15 protein-coding genes are annotated in these 16,454 nt (G+C 45.5%); 11 read left to right on the plus strand and 4 right to left on the minus strand.

What is annotated here, in order from left to right:
* Positions 1 to 140 precede the first annotated feature (140 nt).
* Together B3E92_RS02365 and B3E92_RS02370 are read left to right on the plus strand one after the other, a co-directional pair.
* Positions 141 to 2,342 (plus strand): ATP-binding protein, encoded by a 2,202-nt coding sequence (locus B3E92_RS02365; RefSeq protein ID WP_286895183.1) that lies wholly within the window; start codon positions 141 to 143, stop codon positions 2,340 to 2,342.
* A gap of 194 nt (positions 2,343 to 2,536) precedes the next feature.
* Positions 2,537 to 2,893, plus strand: a complete 357-nt coding sequence (locus tag B3E92_RS02370; RefSeq protein ID WP_286895184.1) for a response regulator — start codon at positions 2,537 to 2,539, stop codon at positions 2,891 to 2,893.
* 99 nt (positions 2,894 to 2,992) lie between these two features.
* Here B3E92_RS02370 and B3E92_RS02375 read toward each other — a convergent pair whose 3' ends face one another.
* Entirely contained in the window at positions 2,993 to 3,190 is a 198-nt protein-coding gene (locus B3E92_RS02375; RefSeq protein WP_286895186.1) for a hypothetical protein, read from the minus strand.
* A gap of 58 nt (positions 3,191 to 3,248) precedes the next feature.
* Here B3E92_RS02375 and B3E92_RS02380 point away from each other — a divergent pair, with 58 nt between their 5' ends.
* Positions 3,249 to 3,740, plus strand: coding sequence for a TlpA family protein disulfide reductase (locus B3E92_RS02380; protein ID WP_286895188.1), 492 nt, complete (start codon positions 3,249 to 3,251; stop codon positions 3,738 to 3,740).
* A gap of 62 nt (positions 3,741 to 3,802) precedes the next feature.
* On the opposite strand, the gene B3E92_RS02385 is transcribed toward B3E92_RS02380, so the two are convergent.
* Complete coding sequence (locus B3E92_RS02385; RefSeq protein WP_286831594.1) at positions 3,803 to 4,099, minus strand: hypothetical protein; 297 nt, start codon at positions 4,097 to 4,099, stop codon at positions 3,803 to 3,805.
* Between the two features lie 128 nt (positions 4,100 to 4,227).
* Positions 4,228 to 5,019 (minus strand): alpha/beta hydrolase, encoded by a 792-nt coding sequence (locus B3E92_RS02390; RefSeq protein ID WP_286895190.1) that lies wholly within the window; start codon positions 5,017 to 5,019, stop codon positions 4,228 to 4,230.
* Positions 5,020 to 5,125: 106 nt separating this feature from the next.
* On the opposite strand from B3E92_RS02390, the gene B3E92_RS02395 reads away from it, so the two are divergent.
* From B3E92_RS02395 to B3E92_RS02405, 3 genes are read left to right on the plus strand one after another with little or no spacing between them, the layout of a single operon-like run.
* Entirely contained in the window at positions 5,126 to 5,536 is a 411-nt protein-coding gene (locus B3E92_RS02395) for a winged helix-turn-helix transcriptional regulator (protein ID WP_112374635.1), read from the plus strand.
* Between the two features lie 15 nt (positions 5,537 to 5,551).
* On the plus strand, positions 5,552 to 6,025 hold the full coding sequence (locus B3E92_RS02400) for a DinB family protein (protein ID WP_286895192.1): 474 nt from the start codon (positions 5,552 to 5,554) through the stop codon (positions 6,023 to 6,025).
* A 58-nt stretch (positions 6,026 to 6,083) separates the two neighbouring features.
* A complete protein-coding gene (locus B3E92_RS02405) occupies positions 6,084 to 6,461 on the plus strand; it encodes a methyltransferase domain-containing protein (RefSeq protein ID WP_286895194.1) in 378 nt (125 codons plus the stop codon).
* Between the two features lie 42 nt (positions 6,462 to 6,503).
* On the opposite strand, the gene B3E92_RS02410 is transcribed toward B3E92_RS02405, so the two are convergent.
* Positions 6,504 to 6,971, minus strand: coding sequence for a DUF6265 family protein (locus B3E92_RS02410; protein ID WP_172462377.1), 468 nt, complete (start codon positions 6,969 to 6,971; stop codon positions 6,504 to 6,506).
* 671 nt (positions 6,972 to 7,642) lie between these two features.
* On the opposite strand from B3E92_RS02410, the gene B3E92_RS02415 reads away from it, so the two are divergent.
* From B3E92_RS02415 to B3E92_RS02435, 5 genes are read left to right on the plus strand one after another with little or no spacing between them, the layout of a single operon-like run.
* On the plus strand, positions 7,643 to 10,696 hold the full coding sequence (locus B3E92_RS02415; RefSeq protein WP_286895197.1) for a SusC/RagA family TonB-linked outer membrane protein: 3,054 nt from the start codon (positions 7,643 to 7,645) through the stop codon (positions 10,694 to 10,696).
* Positions 10,697 to 10,721: 25 nt separating this feature from the next.
* Positions 10,722 to 12,089, plus strand: coding sequence for a RagB/SusD family nutrient uptake outer membrane protein (locus B3E92_RS02420; RefSeq protein WP_286895198.1), 1,368 nt, complete (start codon positions 10,722 to 10,724; stop codon positions 12,087 to 12,089).
* 42 nt (positions 12,090 to 12,131) lie between these two features.
* A complete protein-coding gene (locus B3E92_RS02425) occupies positions 12,132 to 13,481 on the plus strand; it encodes a beta-carotene 15,15'-monooxygenase (protein WP_286895200.1) in 1,350 nt (449 codons plus the stop codon).
* A gap of 23 nt (positions 13,482 to 13,504) precedes the next feature.
* A complete protein-coding gene (locus B3E92_RS02430) occupies positions 13,505 to 14,974 on the plus strand; it encodes a hypothetical protein (protein WP_112374640.1) in 1,470 nt (489 codons plus the stop codon).
* A gap of 22 nt (positions 14,975 to 14,996) precedes the next feature.
* Positions 14,997 to 16,448 (plus strand): MBL fold metallo-hydrolase, encoded by a 1,452-nt coding sequence (locus B3E92_RS02435; RefSeq protein ID WP_286895202.1) that lies wholly within the window; start codon positions 14,997 to 14,999, stop codon positions 16,446 to 16,448.
* Positions 16,449 to 16,454: the final 6 nt, after the last annotated feature.

Here is a 16,454-nt window from a genome sequence, read left to right on the forward strand (position 1 = left end):
CGTTTTTCTTCAGGTTTAAAGTGAAAGATGCACATTTCGATAGGTCAAAATATTTTACTAATTTAGTGACATATGATAGTATTGATGGAGTATAGTACTGTTGATTTTACCATATTTTTATTTAATAGATCAGTAACTTTATGCGTGAAATCAATTGTCATGAGGAAAAAATTCACCTGTGTGGAAATATACAGTCTTTTGGGTATTTATTTATCTTTGAAGACGATAAGTGTATTGCGGTAAGTGAAAACTGTGCAGCTATTGCAGGTGAAGAATATTCCGAAATGCTCGGCATGACAGTGAACGATGTTCTTCATCGGATTGTTCCATCTTTTGAACTTCGTGGAGAGAGCATAGAACATGCTATTTCAGACAGCATGTTTGCCAGGTATTCCGATCGTGTAGCTATCCATGCTAACGATTATTTTTTAAGTCTCTATAGGTATGATGGCAAAATTTATCTTGAAATAGAGGCCTGCAATCCGCTTGCTGTCAAAACCACCAAATTATATTATTATGCCAAGCATTTAGATGACCGAAGCGGGGGCAATTCTTGCTGGCAGGCATTGACTGAATTGATTAAGGACATCATCCACTATGATAGAGTGATGGTGTATCGCTTTTTGGAAGATAATAGTGGACAAGTTATTGCAGAGAGCAAGACTGCGGATCTGGAATCGTTGATGAATTACCGTTATCCGGAATTCGATATTCCGGCACAGGCGCGCGAGCTTTACCGTATTTTTCATGCCCGCCATACGGCGAATGTCAATGAGGAAGTGATTCCGCTAATGGGGCGGAGCGCCGATGCTCTCGATCTTACACGCTGCAGTCTTCGGGCACTTTCACCCATGCATTTGCAATACCTTAAAAATGCCGGCGTAAAGGCGAGTGCAAGTTTTAGCATTATCGTGGACGATGAGCTTTGGGGGCTTGTAGCCTGTCAGAACCGGGAGCCAATGCATGTCGATCTTTCACAGCGCCATCTATGTACCTTTCTTACACAATACGCTGTGAACAATTATCTGGCAGATTTTCAGAAGAAACAGGTAAAAGTTCAGAAAAATCTATCGCAGCTGAAGCATGATCTAAAAAGTGATTTGTTGGTCAAGCGCGACTTGTATGACGTATTGGAAAAGTATGCCGTGCGTATTATGGAGGTAATGAACGGGCAGGGGCTAATCATTAAACGTGATCGCGCAATCATGATGGTGGGTGAGGTGCCTGATAAAAAAATGTTCCGAGAAATTGATAAACAAATAGCCAATGCAGAGTTTTTTGCGACAGATAGATTTAAGTGTGATGGCTCTTCCAAAGATGTTGAGATGTATCCTGGTGTATTGCGCATCAGTATTCTGCCCGCAAATAACTGGTACTTATATGTCTTTAGAAAAGAACGTCTGATAGAAGAGACCTGGGCAGGGAAGCCGGAAAAAGTGATGCAGGTTGACGAAGATCGAAAGATCACCTTTCCTTCGCCACGTTCTTCTTTCGAGGCCTGGAAAAAGATTACGAAGGGAAAAGCCGAAAAATGGCAATCTTCTGAACTCGCTTTTATTGAAGATATAACACACATTATTCAGCAAGCAGTGGCACAACGTGGTGGAGAGATTGATGAATTGAACAAGAAACTGGTGCGCTCTAATAATGCGCTTGATACTTTTGGCTACACATTGACCCATGATCTTAAAAATCCGCTGACGACGATACAGCTCACTGCACAAATGTTGCTCCATAAAAAAGACATCTCTGAGGAACTGCTTGCAAAGTCAATGAAAAATATCTTAGATGGGACGCAGCTGATGCGGGATATGATGGATAAAGTCTATCAAATGTCAAAGGTAAATCATGTAGACTTTGTGTTTGAACCAATTAATCCACAGTCCAAGATTGTCAATATCGTGGAAAATTCCAAACAGCAATACAAGGTTCCTCATTTAGAATTTATAATGGGCGAAACACTACCTGTTTTGGGAGAGAGAACACTGATCTATCAATTATTTCTGAATCTTGTTGGCAATGCCATAAAATACAGCAGCAAGAGGCAAAACCCGCAAGTTTCCGTTAAGAGCATGCGGCAAGGAAATACGGTCCGGTATGATATCAAGGATAATGGAATCGGAATTGATTTGAAGGAGGGCGACAAAATTTTTGAAATCTTTGCCCGAATGGCCAATTCAGAAGGCTTTGAGGGTTCGGGGGTTGGCCTGTCCATTGTTAAACAAATTGCGAGTAAGCTCAACGCAGCTATTCATGTAGAAAGCGAATTAGATGTCGGTACTACATTTTCAGTCGTCTTCAAAGATGTGCCTGAAGCAGATCGTATGCATTTAGTATCTTAAACGACGGAGGGTAGATTTTTTAGAAGGTGATATAGTGGTTTTTATCCAATAAATTGTCTATCTTGTGGAATCTCAAAGAAAGATTATATAAACGGTTTGGTAACCAACTATCTGCCCAGCTAAGGTCTATATTTTAAATTCCTCCCACAAGACCATATTTTTCAATCATTGCGGTGTTTTTAAACAATCAAAAAATGATAAAGAAAATTGTTGTTTGTGATGATGAAACCTTCATCCTTAACGTTTTAGAGCTGGCTTTAAAGAATGAATTCAGAGAAGTTTATTTAGTTTCAAAAAGCAGAGAACTTATTGCATCTGTCGAAGAAATTGAGCCTGATATTATATTGTTGGATATTGAAATGCCATGGCTGTCAGGTGACGATATCCTTCGTGAACTCCGAAGTTCGGAAAAAAATCGAAATATTCCAGTGATCATGATGTCTGCAAGCTCGCGTGGGAAGCAGATTGCTTCTGAGAGCGGAGCTGACGCCTTTTTGGCCAAACCATTTGAACTGGACGATCTTTTACTTCTCGTTGATAAATTAGGCTAAGCGTAAGCGTTTGTCTTAGGATGATCCCATCAGCTGCATAAACGCACTTTTTAAAGAAAAAGTTCTTTTATGTGTACTTCGTCAGCATGTACTTGCCGGCTAGTTGTTCAGTATGCTATTAAGTTTATCTGTGATATCTGTTAAATCAAAAGTTTTGGCGATAAAGCCATTTGCGCCTAAATTTCCTGCGATTTCAGGTCCATCGACGCTTGCTGATAGCACAATGATAGGAGTTTCTTTAATTTTGGGTGTGCTGCGGATAATTTTAATCAACTGGTCACCAGAAATTATTGCCATCCAGAGGTCCAGCAGCAAGAGGTCTGGCTTATGGGAAATTAATTGCTTCGTCAGGTGGGTGCTATTTATTTCGTATATAACAGCGGAGTTTCAGAAGATCATCGGCAGTACACCTTTTCCAGAAGACCTCAGCATCGTTGATATGGACAAAAAGCCCTTGCTTAAGGCGGAACTTGCGGGCAAGATCGTTGTCATTGATTTTTGGGCAACCTGGTGCAAACCCTGCATAGCCTCTTTTCCTTATCTGCATCAGGTGTACAAAAAATATGCGGATGACCCGCAGGTGAAATTCGTTGTGCTCAATTCGGGCAGTGGAAATAGCTGGGACGACGCCTACAAATGGGCGCAGGCCAAACCCGAATTTGACTTTCCATTTTATTACAACCAAGATAAAAAGCTGAGCAGTAAACTGGAAATAACCTCCATTCCGAGAACGTTGATCTTGGATAAAAAAGGGAACATCCGTTTCCGAAAGGTGGGCTTTGAAGGTGAAAAGTTGCTGCAGAGCCTCGATGCTATGATCGAATACCTGAAAGAACTGGATAGATAGCTATACGATAATAGGATAGCAATAAGAGGATAAGATAGCAATAAGGTAGTTATACAACTACCTTATTGGTGTCTATTACCTTTGTGGTAATACGAAATGTTTTTGTTGATCCCTTGCGCCGCATCATTTCTTTCGGGCGATACCGTTGCGGGAGCATATTGCAATGACACAATATCGCTGCTGTCGATGTCGGGCATTTTAAGCGGGCGGTACCACGAAGGTGGGTTTGATAGATTACCCGTTTGCTTGCGATCTGTTGTTTCGGTTGATTCTTGTACCGAACGCTGTTTCCAGCGTTTGTATACCAGTAGTGCTGCTCCAGCGACTGCCGTGATAACGAGTCCGATTTGTGCTTTCATACTTTCTTCTTTACCAATTGAAAAAAATTCCTTTCCAATTGAACAAAGCTCCATTCAAAAAGTTCAATAAAAATCAAATCAGCTTTTTGGTCTAGCGCAATAAGGTCTTCCAACAGAGCATTCGAACGTTAGTCCACCAGTGTCACCAGCATATCAGCCAATTTTGTAGGTGCTGTGAGCATGGCATCGTGGCCCGTCGCGATCTCCCGATAGTGCCAGTTGAGCTTGTGGTCGGCGCGTACCTTTTCGCTCATCTCCTTCATAATGGGCAGCTGGGGGTCGGTGCATGCGATATAGACCAAGGGTAATCCATTGCCATACTTGTTTTTTAAGTGCAGCCGCTGTGCAAATGTGCCAAAGGGTTGTGCGCTGAGCCTTTCCTTGACCCAGGAAACCATGCCGGGGGCTGTAACACCAAATAGTGCAACGTCAAAAGGCGCAAAATTCTCTTTCCGCTGAATGTTTTTGAGCTGAATTTCTTGCACTGCCTTGGGTTGCAATGAAATGGGGCTCTGGCCATCTTCAATAATCATGGCGTCGAGAAAAATCAACTTGTGTAATCGTGAGGGAATGCGATCGGCAACTCCGGCAATCACAGCACCGGCATAGCTGTGCCCAACGAGATACACATCGTGCAGATCTTCCATCTCGATCAGGTTGACAATGTCCTGGATATGGGTGTTGATGTCGACCGAAGGCTCGATCAGGTGTTTACGTTCACCAAGCCCCGTCAGCGTCGGGGCGTAGACCCTGTAGTGAGCATCGGTGAGCTGCTGTGCGACGGCCTGCCAGCACCAGCCGCCATGCCAGGCCCCGTGAACCAGCACATAGGTAGGCCGATGATCTTGGTGTTGAGCGTATCCACTTAACATACCGCAGCTTAGCAGGACAAGCAGAAATAAAGTTCGCAGTTGTTTCATTTTTTTATAATTTTATACTGTTTTTAATACCTGACAAAGGTATAGGCAAGCTTTTGTCCGCACAATAACTCATCCTGAAGTGAGTGGCTATAACTCGATATTTAAAATGGCAACACCCCGAAAAAAACAGTCCACCAACACGGAGAATCTACAGACTTTGGCACAGGCATGTGATGTGAACGAAGTACTGGCGCAAATAGCGTTGCGTTGGAAAATGCAGATTCTATACTGTATTGCAGCGGATGTATCGCAATTCAGCACCTTAAAAAAAATGTTTCCGACACTTTCAGATCAGGTACTGAGCAAACGTTTAAAGGAGCTGAAAGAAGAATCGCTTGTCGTTACCGAAGAAATTGAAAACACCGTACCGCCTCAGATACGCTATAGCCCAACAGAAAAGGGTAAGGAACTGTTGAAGATTATCCTGAATCTGCATCACTGGGGACTAAAATGGAAAACTACAGGCAATAACTATTGCCAAGTGCATTCGGAAAGCGATCAGGATCGCGTTTTTTAACCCTATTTAAATCTTATGGATTCACTCTTTCGCGCCTGGCAAAAAAGCCGCATGGCTTACCTTAAGTTCTTCGACAATTATTCTTTGGAACAGCTTAACCGCATTCCCGAAGGCTTTAGCAACAACCTGATCTGGAATATCGGGCACATCATTGCCACACAGCATAAATTAATTTATATCGGATCTGGGGTAGCGGGACATATCCCCGGGGAAGTGTTTGTGAATTATCAGTCCGGAACACGGCCTTCAGCGGCTGTATCGCAACAGGAAGCCGATCTGCTTAAAAGATTACTCCTCGAGCAGATTGAGCCGACCATACGTGATTTTAATAACAAAAAGTTTGTCCACTATCAGGAACGTACAACCGGAACGGGCTTCCATTTAACCTCCATATATGATGCCTTCGAATGGAATAATTTTCATGAAGGGCTGCATTTGGGTTATATGATGAGTATTAGAAAGTTTGTTGTTGGAACGACAATGATCTAGGGGTTTTATTTTCAATGGTTTGTATATGCAGTACGAAAGGTTAAATAGGTGAAAGCGAATGATTTTTAAAGCTCTTCGGTCGAATATGGATGTTGATGACAGTGTATTTGATGATATATACCCGTCCAAAATAAAACAATTGGCTGAACGCCACTGGACACCTGTTCATGTCGCAAAAATGGCTGCCGAGTACCTGGTTGAATCTCCCATGGACAAAGTCCTGGATATTGGTGCCGGAGCAGGGAAATTTTGCCTTGTTGGCGCTTCTTGCACCCAGGGAATGTTTTATGGTGTGGAACAGCGCGAATCACTGGTGGAGCTTTCCAATGGATTGGCCGAGAAACATCAGGTGCACAATGTAGCCTTTATTCATGGCAATATTGACGAGATCTGTTTTTCCGACTATGACGCATTTTATTTTGGAATTTGGTCTTAAATAGATCGACAAAGTATAAAGGTGTTTTTGACAGGAATATGTTTATTTTGAAATCTTAGCAAAGGTGAAGGGAATTTGGAGGCTGTCGCCCGCCACATTTGCTTTCAGCTTTTCACCGTCCCGCCAGTAGGTAATTTTTTTAGGAAAGGGGAGCGAGTCATTCGTACATTCAAACAGACCGTTCTTCATCATGGTCATCTCAAAAGTGATAAAATCTTTTTCATCGGGTGTTTTAACCTTTAAATTCCAGCTACCGTCGGATTTTGATAACTGCATTTTTTCCTGATGTATGGTATCCAGGTTATGTAGGGTAAAAGCAAAACCGACATATTCAGCGTCTTTGATTTTCTTCCAATATTCAAAGGTCCTTTTATCCTTGGTTTCGTTGGTACGCTGCCATTTTCCCACGAGCCAATCGAAATTTTCAGATGGCTCATTTTGAAGCCCTGAACATCGTACCAAAACGAGTAGAATCAATAGTGAAACTCCAACTTTGATTAATTTTGCCATCTTCTGTTTTGTTTTAAAGGTTGAGCAGCCAACATAGGCGCTGCTGAGACGGGCCCAAATGTTGACAGGAGGCTCTGTTGCCCCTATGCGATTAAATTTAATAAAAAAAAACGGAGTTTGAAAAGTATCGGCTTGGTCATCCTAGTCCATTATGTCTCTTTTTGGCGCTATCCAATGGCTTTTTGGCACTTGTATTATGAGAAAAAACGACTCCTATTGCTGCCCTGCGTAGCGTGCATGATCTGACTGGTAATTGTCTGTATTCAAATGTACATATTCCCGCCCGCTCTTCTACATTGATTGACTCTATTTTTGGTCAGGAAAAAGATTATTGAAAATAAAGTCTACTAATATTATAGAATTTATTTTATGTTTACTATATTTGTTTTATCAACCTAGGAGATAAGCCTGTCTTGCGTACAAGCCGTATCTTCCGCACGTAATGATCACAATGTTTTACTTAATTCATTATTTATGAACGGCAAATTTTATCTAAATCCTTTCCAACCGAGCGCAGGTCTGCGCAATGGTACATCCTTTTGTTCTGATTTCAATAAGCGAATGTGTAGCTGCGGTTAAAGGGAAGTACTTCTTTCCATAAAAAGCAGCTTTTCTGACAAGTAATCAATTGGCGTTGGCACTTGTAAATATTCACTGTTAAAATTTTACCTATGAAAAATAGCGTATGGAAGTACGCCGTGACAATTTTTTTGTCACATGGTTTGCTATTGCCTGCATTTTCGCAGCAAGCTGAGCCCCTTATTAACGCTACCTTAAAAGGTGTTGTATTGGATTCGATTACCAATCGGCCTATTGAAGGCGTTACCATAAAGCTCGAAGGCGTGACGCACCAAGTAAAGACCGACGCGTCGGGGAGATTTCAGTTTGTCACGGGGCAACGGCTTCCGTTGACATTCTCCACTTCATTTTTGGGATATAAAGGTCGAAAGATTACCGCACGGGAGGCGCAGATTCAGATCTTGCTTCAACCGAGCGTTTCCGACCTGGATGAAGTGGTTGTTGTGGGCTACGGTGTACAAAAACGAAGAAGCCTAACGGGCGCAGTTGCCAAGATCGACGCTGCCGAAGTCAACAAAATTCCGGTAGCCAGTTTTGATGCCCAGTTGCAGGGTAAACTCTCGGGAGTGCAGGTTTCCACCAACTCGGGTGTCCCTGGCGAAAGTATCTTTCTGCGGGTTCGCGGAACAACATCCATCAACTCCAGTAGCGATCCCTTATATATTATCGATGGGGTAATCTTAAACAATACCTCGCTTCAGAATATCGGGCTCGGTGGACGGACCAGTTCGCCGCTCACAGATATCAACCCGGCAGATATCGAGTCGATTGAAGTGCTGAAAGATGCATCTGCTACCGCAATCTATGGTTCCCGGGGGGCCAATGGTGTGATTATCATTACCACCAAAAAGGGAAGCTACGGTGGCCGGACCAAAATTGATCTCAACCTGCAGGGGGGCTGGGCTGAAGCCAATAAATCCCTGTTGCCCAAACTGGCTACAGGTCCCGAAACGGCAACCCTCGCCAACGAGTGGTGGATAAACTCCGGACTGGACAATCCGGCATTGAAACAGACTTTCGCCAACAGGCCTTACCGTCCTGTTTCGGAAGGCGGGAAAGGAAATCCCGAAGATCAGCCTACTTACGATCGCCTTGGTTTCCTCTTGCGCCACGGGAAGCTGCAGGATTATAACATCGGCATCCAAGGGGGCGGAGACAAATCGCGTTTTTATATTGGTGCGGGCTACACGGGCCAGGAAGCTTTTATCAAGGTGATCGACTTCTCACGTACTAATCTCAAGTTTAATTTTGACCATCAGCTCAGCAGTCGTGTGAAGATCGGCCTGACCAATAATTTTTCCAGAACCTACCGCAATCAGGCACGTACAGGCGATGGCCCACAGGTAAGCCTGTTTAATTCGGCCGTTTCTTCGGCAACGAATGTGCCGATATTCAATACCGATGGATCAATCAATGGTACCGATAACACCTATACCCTGGTAGACAACTACGATGTCAATACCACAAGCCTACGCTATATAGGAAGTGCCTTTGCGGAAATCGATCTGCTGAAGGGACTGAAATTCAAATCCAGCTTTAGTGCCGACTATAACCTCTACGACGAATCACAATACTGGAACAGCAAAACCAGTATCGGTATCGCAAATAACAATCAGGCGACGTCGGGAATATCGCGAAATGCAACCTGGATCAATGAGCAAACCCTGACCTACCAGCATACGTTCGGCAAGCATAGCCTCAATGCTATTTTGGGAAATACCTTGCAGAGCAATGTACTTGATTACAAGTATTTGGAGGGGAATGGTTTTGCCAATGATTCCTTTAAACAGATTTCCTCGGCAGCCAATATCATTGCCGCCGACAACTGGACTAAATATACCATTGCTTCCTATTTTGGAAGGGTAGGCTATAGCTATGCCGACCGTTATTTTGCAGAGGCAACCCTGCGGGCAGATGGCTCGTCCAAGTTTGGTGCCAACAACCGATGGGGGTATTTTCCCGCTTTTTCGGCGGGCTGGCGGATTAGTCAAGAAGCCTTTCTGGCAGATCAAACCTGGTTAAACGACCTGAAAATAAGGGCTTCCTATGGATTGACGGGCAATCAGGCCGGAATCAGCAATTTCGCCGCCAGAGGTCTTTGGTCGGGCAATGAAAAATATGCGGACAGCTACGGCAAGGTGTTGCCAAGTACAGGTCCTTTCCAGTTGGGTAACGAAAATCTGCGCTGGGAGAAAACAGCACAGGCCGATCTTGGACTGGATGTGGCGCTCTTTAAAAATCGCCTGTCCATTACCGTAGACCTTTACCATAAATATACCTCCGATCTGCTGCTCGAACGACCTATTGTCGGCAGTTCCGGTTTTTCAAAGTATTGGGCCAATGTGGGTGAAATCAGCAACAAAGGCTATGAAGTGTTGATCAACTCGCTCAACGTGAAAACAAAAGACTTTGCCTGGAATACAAGCTTCAACATCTCGGGCAATAAAAATAAAATTGAGAAACTGCCCACGCAAATCACCCAGTATACCCGCGATTGGGTGATTATGAAAGAAGGTTATTCGCTCAACTCATTCTGGCTGTATGAACAGTTGTATGTCGATCCGCAGACCGGAAAGGTGGTATTTGACGGACAGCTGAGCGATGGTTCTTTGCCGACTTCGGCGCGGAAGGTGTTTCGCAATGCCTATCCCAAGTTTTACGGAGGTATAGGTAATACCTTTACCTATAAAAACTTCGATCTGGGCGTAGACTTTAGTTTCCAATATGGCAACTACGCGGTGAACCTCAACCGCTATTTCAGGGAGCGTAATCCCAGCAGTGGTGGTGTGTCTCAAAATGTGCTGAACAGGTGGCAGCAGCCCGGGGACATCACCGATGTGCCCCGACTGACATCGGAAGGGCTCAACTATACCATCGATGCCAATAGCCGTTATCTCGAAGATGCCTCGTTTTTGAAACTCAGACAGCTTTCTTTTGGATATAAACTGCCGAAAGAGCTGGTAGAGCGGGCGAAGCTGTCTGCAGCGCGGATCTATTTTGTAGGATCAAACCTCTTTATCTGGAGCAAATATACAGGCGATCCCGAATCGAATGTCACCAGCAACCCAAATGCGCAGGGGATAGGCACATTTGGAACTCCACCGCAGCCCCGTACGTTTCAGCTTGGGCTCAATGTAACCCTTTAAACGTTAACCTTAATCCGTAAAGCTCATGAAAAAAATTATATATTTCCTTTATCCGCTTCTTGTCCTTCAGCTCAGTGGCTGCAGTTCTTTTTTGGATGTGGAGCCCAGGAGTTCAGTATCTGATGAAGTGACTATCGTCGATGCGAGTTCTGCCGCAACAGCAGTACGAGGCATTTACTCTGCACTTCGGTCCAACGATTATTATGGCTATAGCTTTCAGCTGCTGGGATTCTTTTCGGCAGACAACATCGTGTATCGTGGTAGCCAAACTGTTCATCAGACGCTGACCAATCATACGGTCAAATCCGACCTCGCTGTGTTGGCTACGGCTTGGAATCAGATCTATGCCACCATCAACAGGACCAACCATGTGATCAGCAAAGTACCCAACCTCGCGCTGACGACGAGTTTCACCGAAGCCTACCGCAACCAGCTTGTGGGGGAAGCCTATTTTGTGCGCGCACTGGCGTATTTTGATCTGGCCAGAACTTGGGGTGGTGTACAGATCGTGTTGCAGCCGACAACTTCGGCCAGCAGTCTGCCGCAGGTCAAAAGAAGCTCCCTGGCCGACACCTATGCGCAGGTGCTGCAGGACCTGCAAAAAGCAGAACAGCTCTTGCCTAATGACACCAATCGCATCCGCGCTACCAAGAAAACAGCCCGCGCGCTCCTGGCAAGATTTTACCTCTACCAGAAAAACTGGAGCGAAGCCATAAAATATGCATCCTATATTATTGACGACAACGCCAATTATAGCTTGGTCAATCCATACCGCTCGTTTTATGCCAACAATACCTCCAACACCAAAGAGTCTGTCTTCGAATTGGTCTATGATATCAACAATACCAGTGGGCAGACCAGTCAATGGTTGTCGGGCAATAATGGCGGGACTGCCTGGATCAGACCTTCGCAGGGTATCTACGACCTACTGGTAGATCCTACGATCGGAGGGGATCGTGCTGCGCTCGTGTCCAAAACCACTTCATCCACAGATCCAAATATCCTGATCGGCAATCTCTATTACCGAACAGACCGTACTGACCCCGCCTTTTTGATCCGTACGGCCGAGCTCTATCTGATCCGCGCCGAAGCGTTGGCGCAGCGGAATGGCCCGGGCGATCTGACAGCGGCATTGGCCGACTTAAATGCCATACGCTCGCGCGCGAATATTAAGCCCTTGCAAGGGCTCGGAGCTGCGGCACTGCTGCAGGCTGTGGAAGATGAAAACCGCGTGGAATTTGCCCTGGAGAACCATCGCTGGTATGATCTTTTGCGGACGGGACGTGCACAGCAGGTGCTTAATATTTCTTCCGCGAATAGGCTTTTGCTGCCGATACCGTACGCTCAGGTTTCGATAGATCCGGATCTACAGCAAAATCCTGGTTTGGATTGAGCCGCATGAATCAGGTGTTTTTTTTCATTTAATCGTATTGAAATGACCATATTAACAGACTCTCATTTTTTTAAGCGCCATCGCTCAGCGATCGTATACATTGGCCTGATTTTCTTTTTGATACTCAGTATCCCTTACGATCCAAATCTTTTTAAGGACCGTTCATTTGGGGATCTGTTTTCCTTGGAGAACTGGTTTGCGTTGGCCACTTACCGCACTTCTTTTATTGCGGAGAGCCCTTACGTCGGTACGGATGTGCGCGGATATTACAACTGGGCTATTGCGCTGCTGCTCGCGTTGTTGTTATTTTGGGCCTTTGGCCGTAAAATCAGGCAATCTTTTCAGGCCAATGATGATAGCGTATTTTATTGGCTGCGCGTGCTGCTACGCTATCGTTTAGCCTTAGCAATGATCTTTATCGGTCTCGTCAAAATCATCCCTATACAACTTCCCGAACCAACCATTAGCGAGCTGCATACCGAATATGGTGATTTTCTGCTCTGGAAGCTCTATTACCTGACCAACGGCATTGCAACCGCGGGTTATCTACCGGTAATTGGTGCGCTAGAAATTGTGAGTGGACTCTTTTTATTGAACCGGCGCACAGCAATCATCGGGTCGGGGCTGCTTATCGCTGTATTGCTCAATGTTGTTATCGTCAACTATGTGTACGAAATCGGTGAACAGGTGTATAGTTCATTTTTACTCCTGCTTGCGGTCGTGATCTTTTCGTACGACTGGCCCCGTTTTTATCAGCTCCTGATTAAAAAGGGAGCAACTGTCCCCGATGGGTTTTGGCCTGAGTATGGACGCCGCATTGCGCGCATTCGCCCTTATCTGCAGGTCTTATTCCTGCTGCTGATCGCTGTATTTAGCGTGCAGGCTTACCTGAGCTGGAAGAATTCGGATTATCCCTTCCCCGATGAAAAAGGGTTGGAAGGAGCAGCAGGGGTGTACAATGTGAAAGATTTCGTGTGGAAGGGCGATACCATCCCGTATTCGCTGAGCGATACATTGCGGTGGAAGGACGTGGTTTTTGAAAAATGGAACACGCTCAGCATACGTGGAAACCGTTCCGTCCGGGTTGATAGCCTTAAACCACGTATCGCCTTCAACCGGGAGCGTAACTACGAATATCTGGGCAATGGTGGCCGCGAATTCTTTGCTTATGCGATCAAAAAAGGAGCAAACAAGGCGGAGACAGCGATCAAACTGACGGGAAAGGTCAGTAAAGGCCACACCTTTGCCTTTGTGGTCAATCGCCCGGATAAGCGCACACTTGTGCTTGATGGTGTAAACCAACTCGGCGATTCCCTGCATGTGCGCCTGGAGAAAATAAGCAAGAAATACCTGTTGCAGGAGGGGCGTAGAAAGCCGATCCGTATTTATTAACGATTCAAATTTAGACTAAGCTTATGGCAACGATTCAATATTTGGAAAGCACTCCAACCATCCAGCAGGAGCAGGGCTGGAAGTACTGGGAGAAAGTGGGATTTAGATTTACGTTTATTTTCTTTATCCTGATGGTGGTACCCCTGGATGGGGACTGGTACGAAAAAGTATTTAAACCCGATTCGCTATACGATTGGATGGCAACGATCGCCGGTGGCTCGCGCACAGGTTGGATCGAAATAGACAGCGAAAGTGGCAAATGGGGGTTCGCATCGTATACGTCCTGGTGGCTCAATGGCCTGATAGCCGTGCTGGGTGCTTCCATCTGGACGATATTGGCCCGGAATAGCAAGGTGCAGCGCTACGATGCGCTTTATTATTGGTTGCGCGTATTGGTGCGTTACCGCATTGCTTTGGGACTTATTGCCTTCGGATTTATCAAGTTCTTTCCGATGCAGATGCCCTTTCCATCACTTGCCAATCTGAATACCGACATCGGCGAATATGCTCCCTTTAAGTTGTACTGGCAAATCGTCGGTGTATCCTATAAGTATGAGATCTTCTTAGGCTTTTTGGAGATCGCAGCAGGAAGTTTACTCTTCTTCCGGCCTACTGTTGTGATAGGGGCCATTATCAATGCGGGCGTGCTCTTTAACATTGCTCATGCCAATATCGCCTATGATGGCGCGGTACATGTTTACAGTTCGTATTTTGTTTTGCTTTCCCTTTTTCTATTGCTGCAGTACCTGCCAGCGATCTGGAAGCTTTTTATCCTGCGCGAACCGGTGAGCACCTATTACTATGTGCCCAAATTTCTCAAGCAGTGGAATAAACCCCTGTATTTCGGTCTTAAGTCAGTCATTGTGGTGCTGTTTATATTCGTTTACGGCTTTTATCGCTATGAGCGATTCTATGATGAAGGGCGTTTAAAGGAGCCGGTGCTTCCAGGGCTGGCAAAAGCAGCAGGACATTATGAAGTTTCGGGTTTTCTGCTCAATGGAAAGCCGCAACCTTATTCACCGGCAGATTCGGTACGTTGGCATGAAGCCTTTTTTGAACGCTATTCGACCTTGGTCTACAAGGTCAACAAAGCCAATTCCATTGATCTTGGTAATGGTACGCCAGCCTTGAATGATGTGCTCAAAACGTATGAATTTACGGGCCGGGCCGGAGGAAAGAATTACCTGTATTATGAAATAGACTCGGCAGAACATGCGCTGTACCTGATCGACAAAAATCAGAAATTTAGTAAGGAGCAACGAAAAAAACTCGATGAAAAACTGGATGTGGGGCTGAAGGCCCTTTACGGAAAAGCACAGGGCGATAGCTTAGGTATCCTGAAATGGGCTTACGAACGACCAACGCCAGAGCAGATTAGACTCAAGGGGCTGGATGCCAGCGGTAATAACCTTGAAATTACGCTCGACCGGGTTAAAGAATCCTATCTCACCGGTAAAGAATGGTATATGAAAAACACCCTCTTTACCTATTAATCACCTTAAAAAATAGCATGTTATGAATAGAAGATCATTTATCCACCGTTCAGCTGTCTTTTTCACGCTTGCTTCGGCAGGCCAGGGCATATCCTGTTTTGGAAATACCGATCACACCGGGGCGGGCTACAGTATCAAACAGTTCGAAGATGAGGGCCTCGCACAGTTTTCCTATGCGATTTTGGCCGATAAGAAAATTGTACTTGTGGACCCTGCCCGTGATCCGCGGCCTTATTACGCTTATGCAAAGGAACAGGGGGCCAAAATTATCGCCGTTGTAGAGACCCATCCGCATGCTGATTTTGTGAGTTCACATCTGGAGATCCATCAAGAGCAGAAAATTCCGATTTATGTGAGCAAGCTTGTCCGTGCAACGTATCCGCATCATACGTTTGACAATGGCGATAGATTGAAGATTTCGGACCATATCGTGTTGCATGCCATCAATACAGCGGGGCATTCGCCCGACAGCATCTCCGTCTTGCTAAAAGAAAACGGTCGTGATGTGGCCATCTTTTCGGGGGATGCGGTGCTGATTGGCGGGGTTGGAAGGCCCGATTTGCGCGAGTATTCGGGTGAGCAGGCGACAGTACGCGAAAAATTGGCGCGGCAGCTCTATCATACCGTGCATGATGTCTATGCCAACTTAGGCGATCAGGTGCTTCTGTATCCAGCCCATGGTGCCGGATCGCTCTGTGGCAATGCCATAAAAGGCGCGAAGCAAAGTACCATCGCTGCGGAAAAGTCTCATAATTTTGCCTTTCAGCAACAATCCGAAGAAGCGTTTGTCAAGCAGATCTTAGCAGACCGTTCGCCGATACCGATCTATTTTCCTTATAATGTGGAGTTGAACCGTCGGGGCGCAAAGCCATTATTGGCTTCTTTGTCGGATATTTCATCGGTTTCAGCAGCTGCGGTGCCTTATGAATCGAGCACTGTCCTTGACACACGCGCTGCTTCAAAATTTAGAGCGTCGCATTTTCCAGACGCCATCAATATCCCCGAACGGAGCAAGTCGGAATCTTGGGTCGGGACTTTTATTGAACCGAAAGACGGTTTTTATCTCGTTGTGGATACCAAAGAGCAGGGGCAGGTGCAGCTTGAAAAACTGGCCAAAATTGGCTATGAGCAGTTTGTAAAAGGGATCGTGCTGTATGGGGATTTCGCAGGGCAGCCTTCGACAGCTTTTGACCAGACTGCTTTCGACCGGGCGCAAGATCACTATTTTATAGTCGACGTACGCACGGCCGAGGAGGCTAAGGCCGGGCCAGTATTCAAGGGGGCGCATAACATTCCGCTGGCGGAACTGAAGCAGCATATTGCTGAACTACCGGTCGATAAACCTATTGTCGTGCACTGCGCTTCGGGTTATCGTTCGGCCATTGCAAGTAGCCTGATCAATGAATCGGTGCCAAAAGCGCAGGTATGGGATATCGGAGAACATATTAAAACCTACAAGCAATCGGTGAATTAACACGAG

This window comes from Sphingobacterium sp. UBA6317 (assembly GCF_002440385.1).
GTDB classification, from domain to species: Bacteria; Bacteroidota; Bacteroidia; order Sphingobacteriales; family Sphingobacteriaceae; genus Sphingobacterium; species Sphingobacterium multivorum.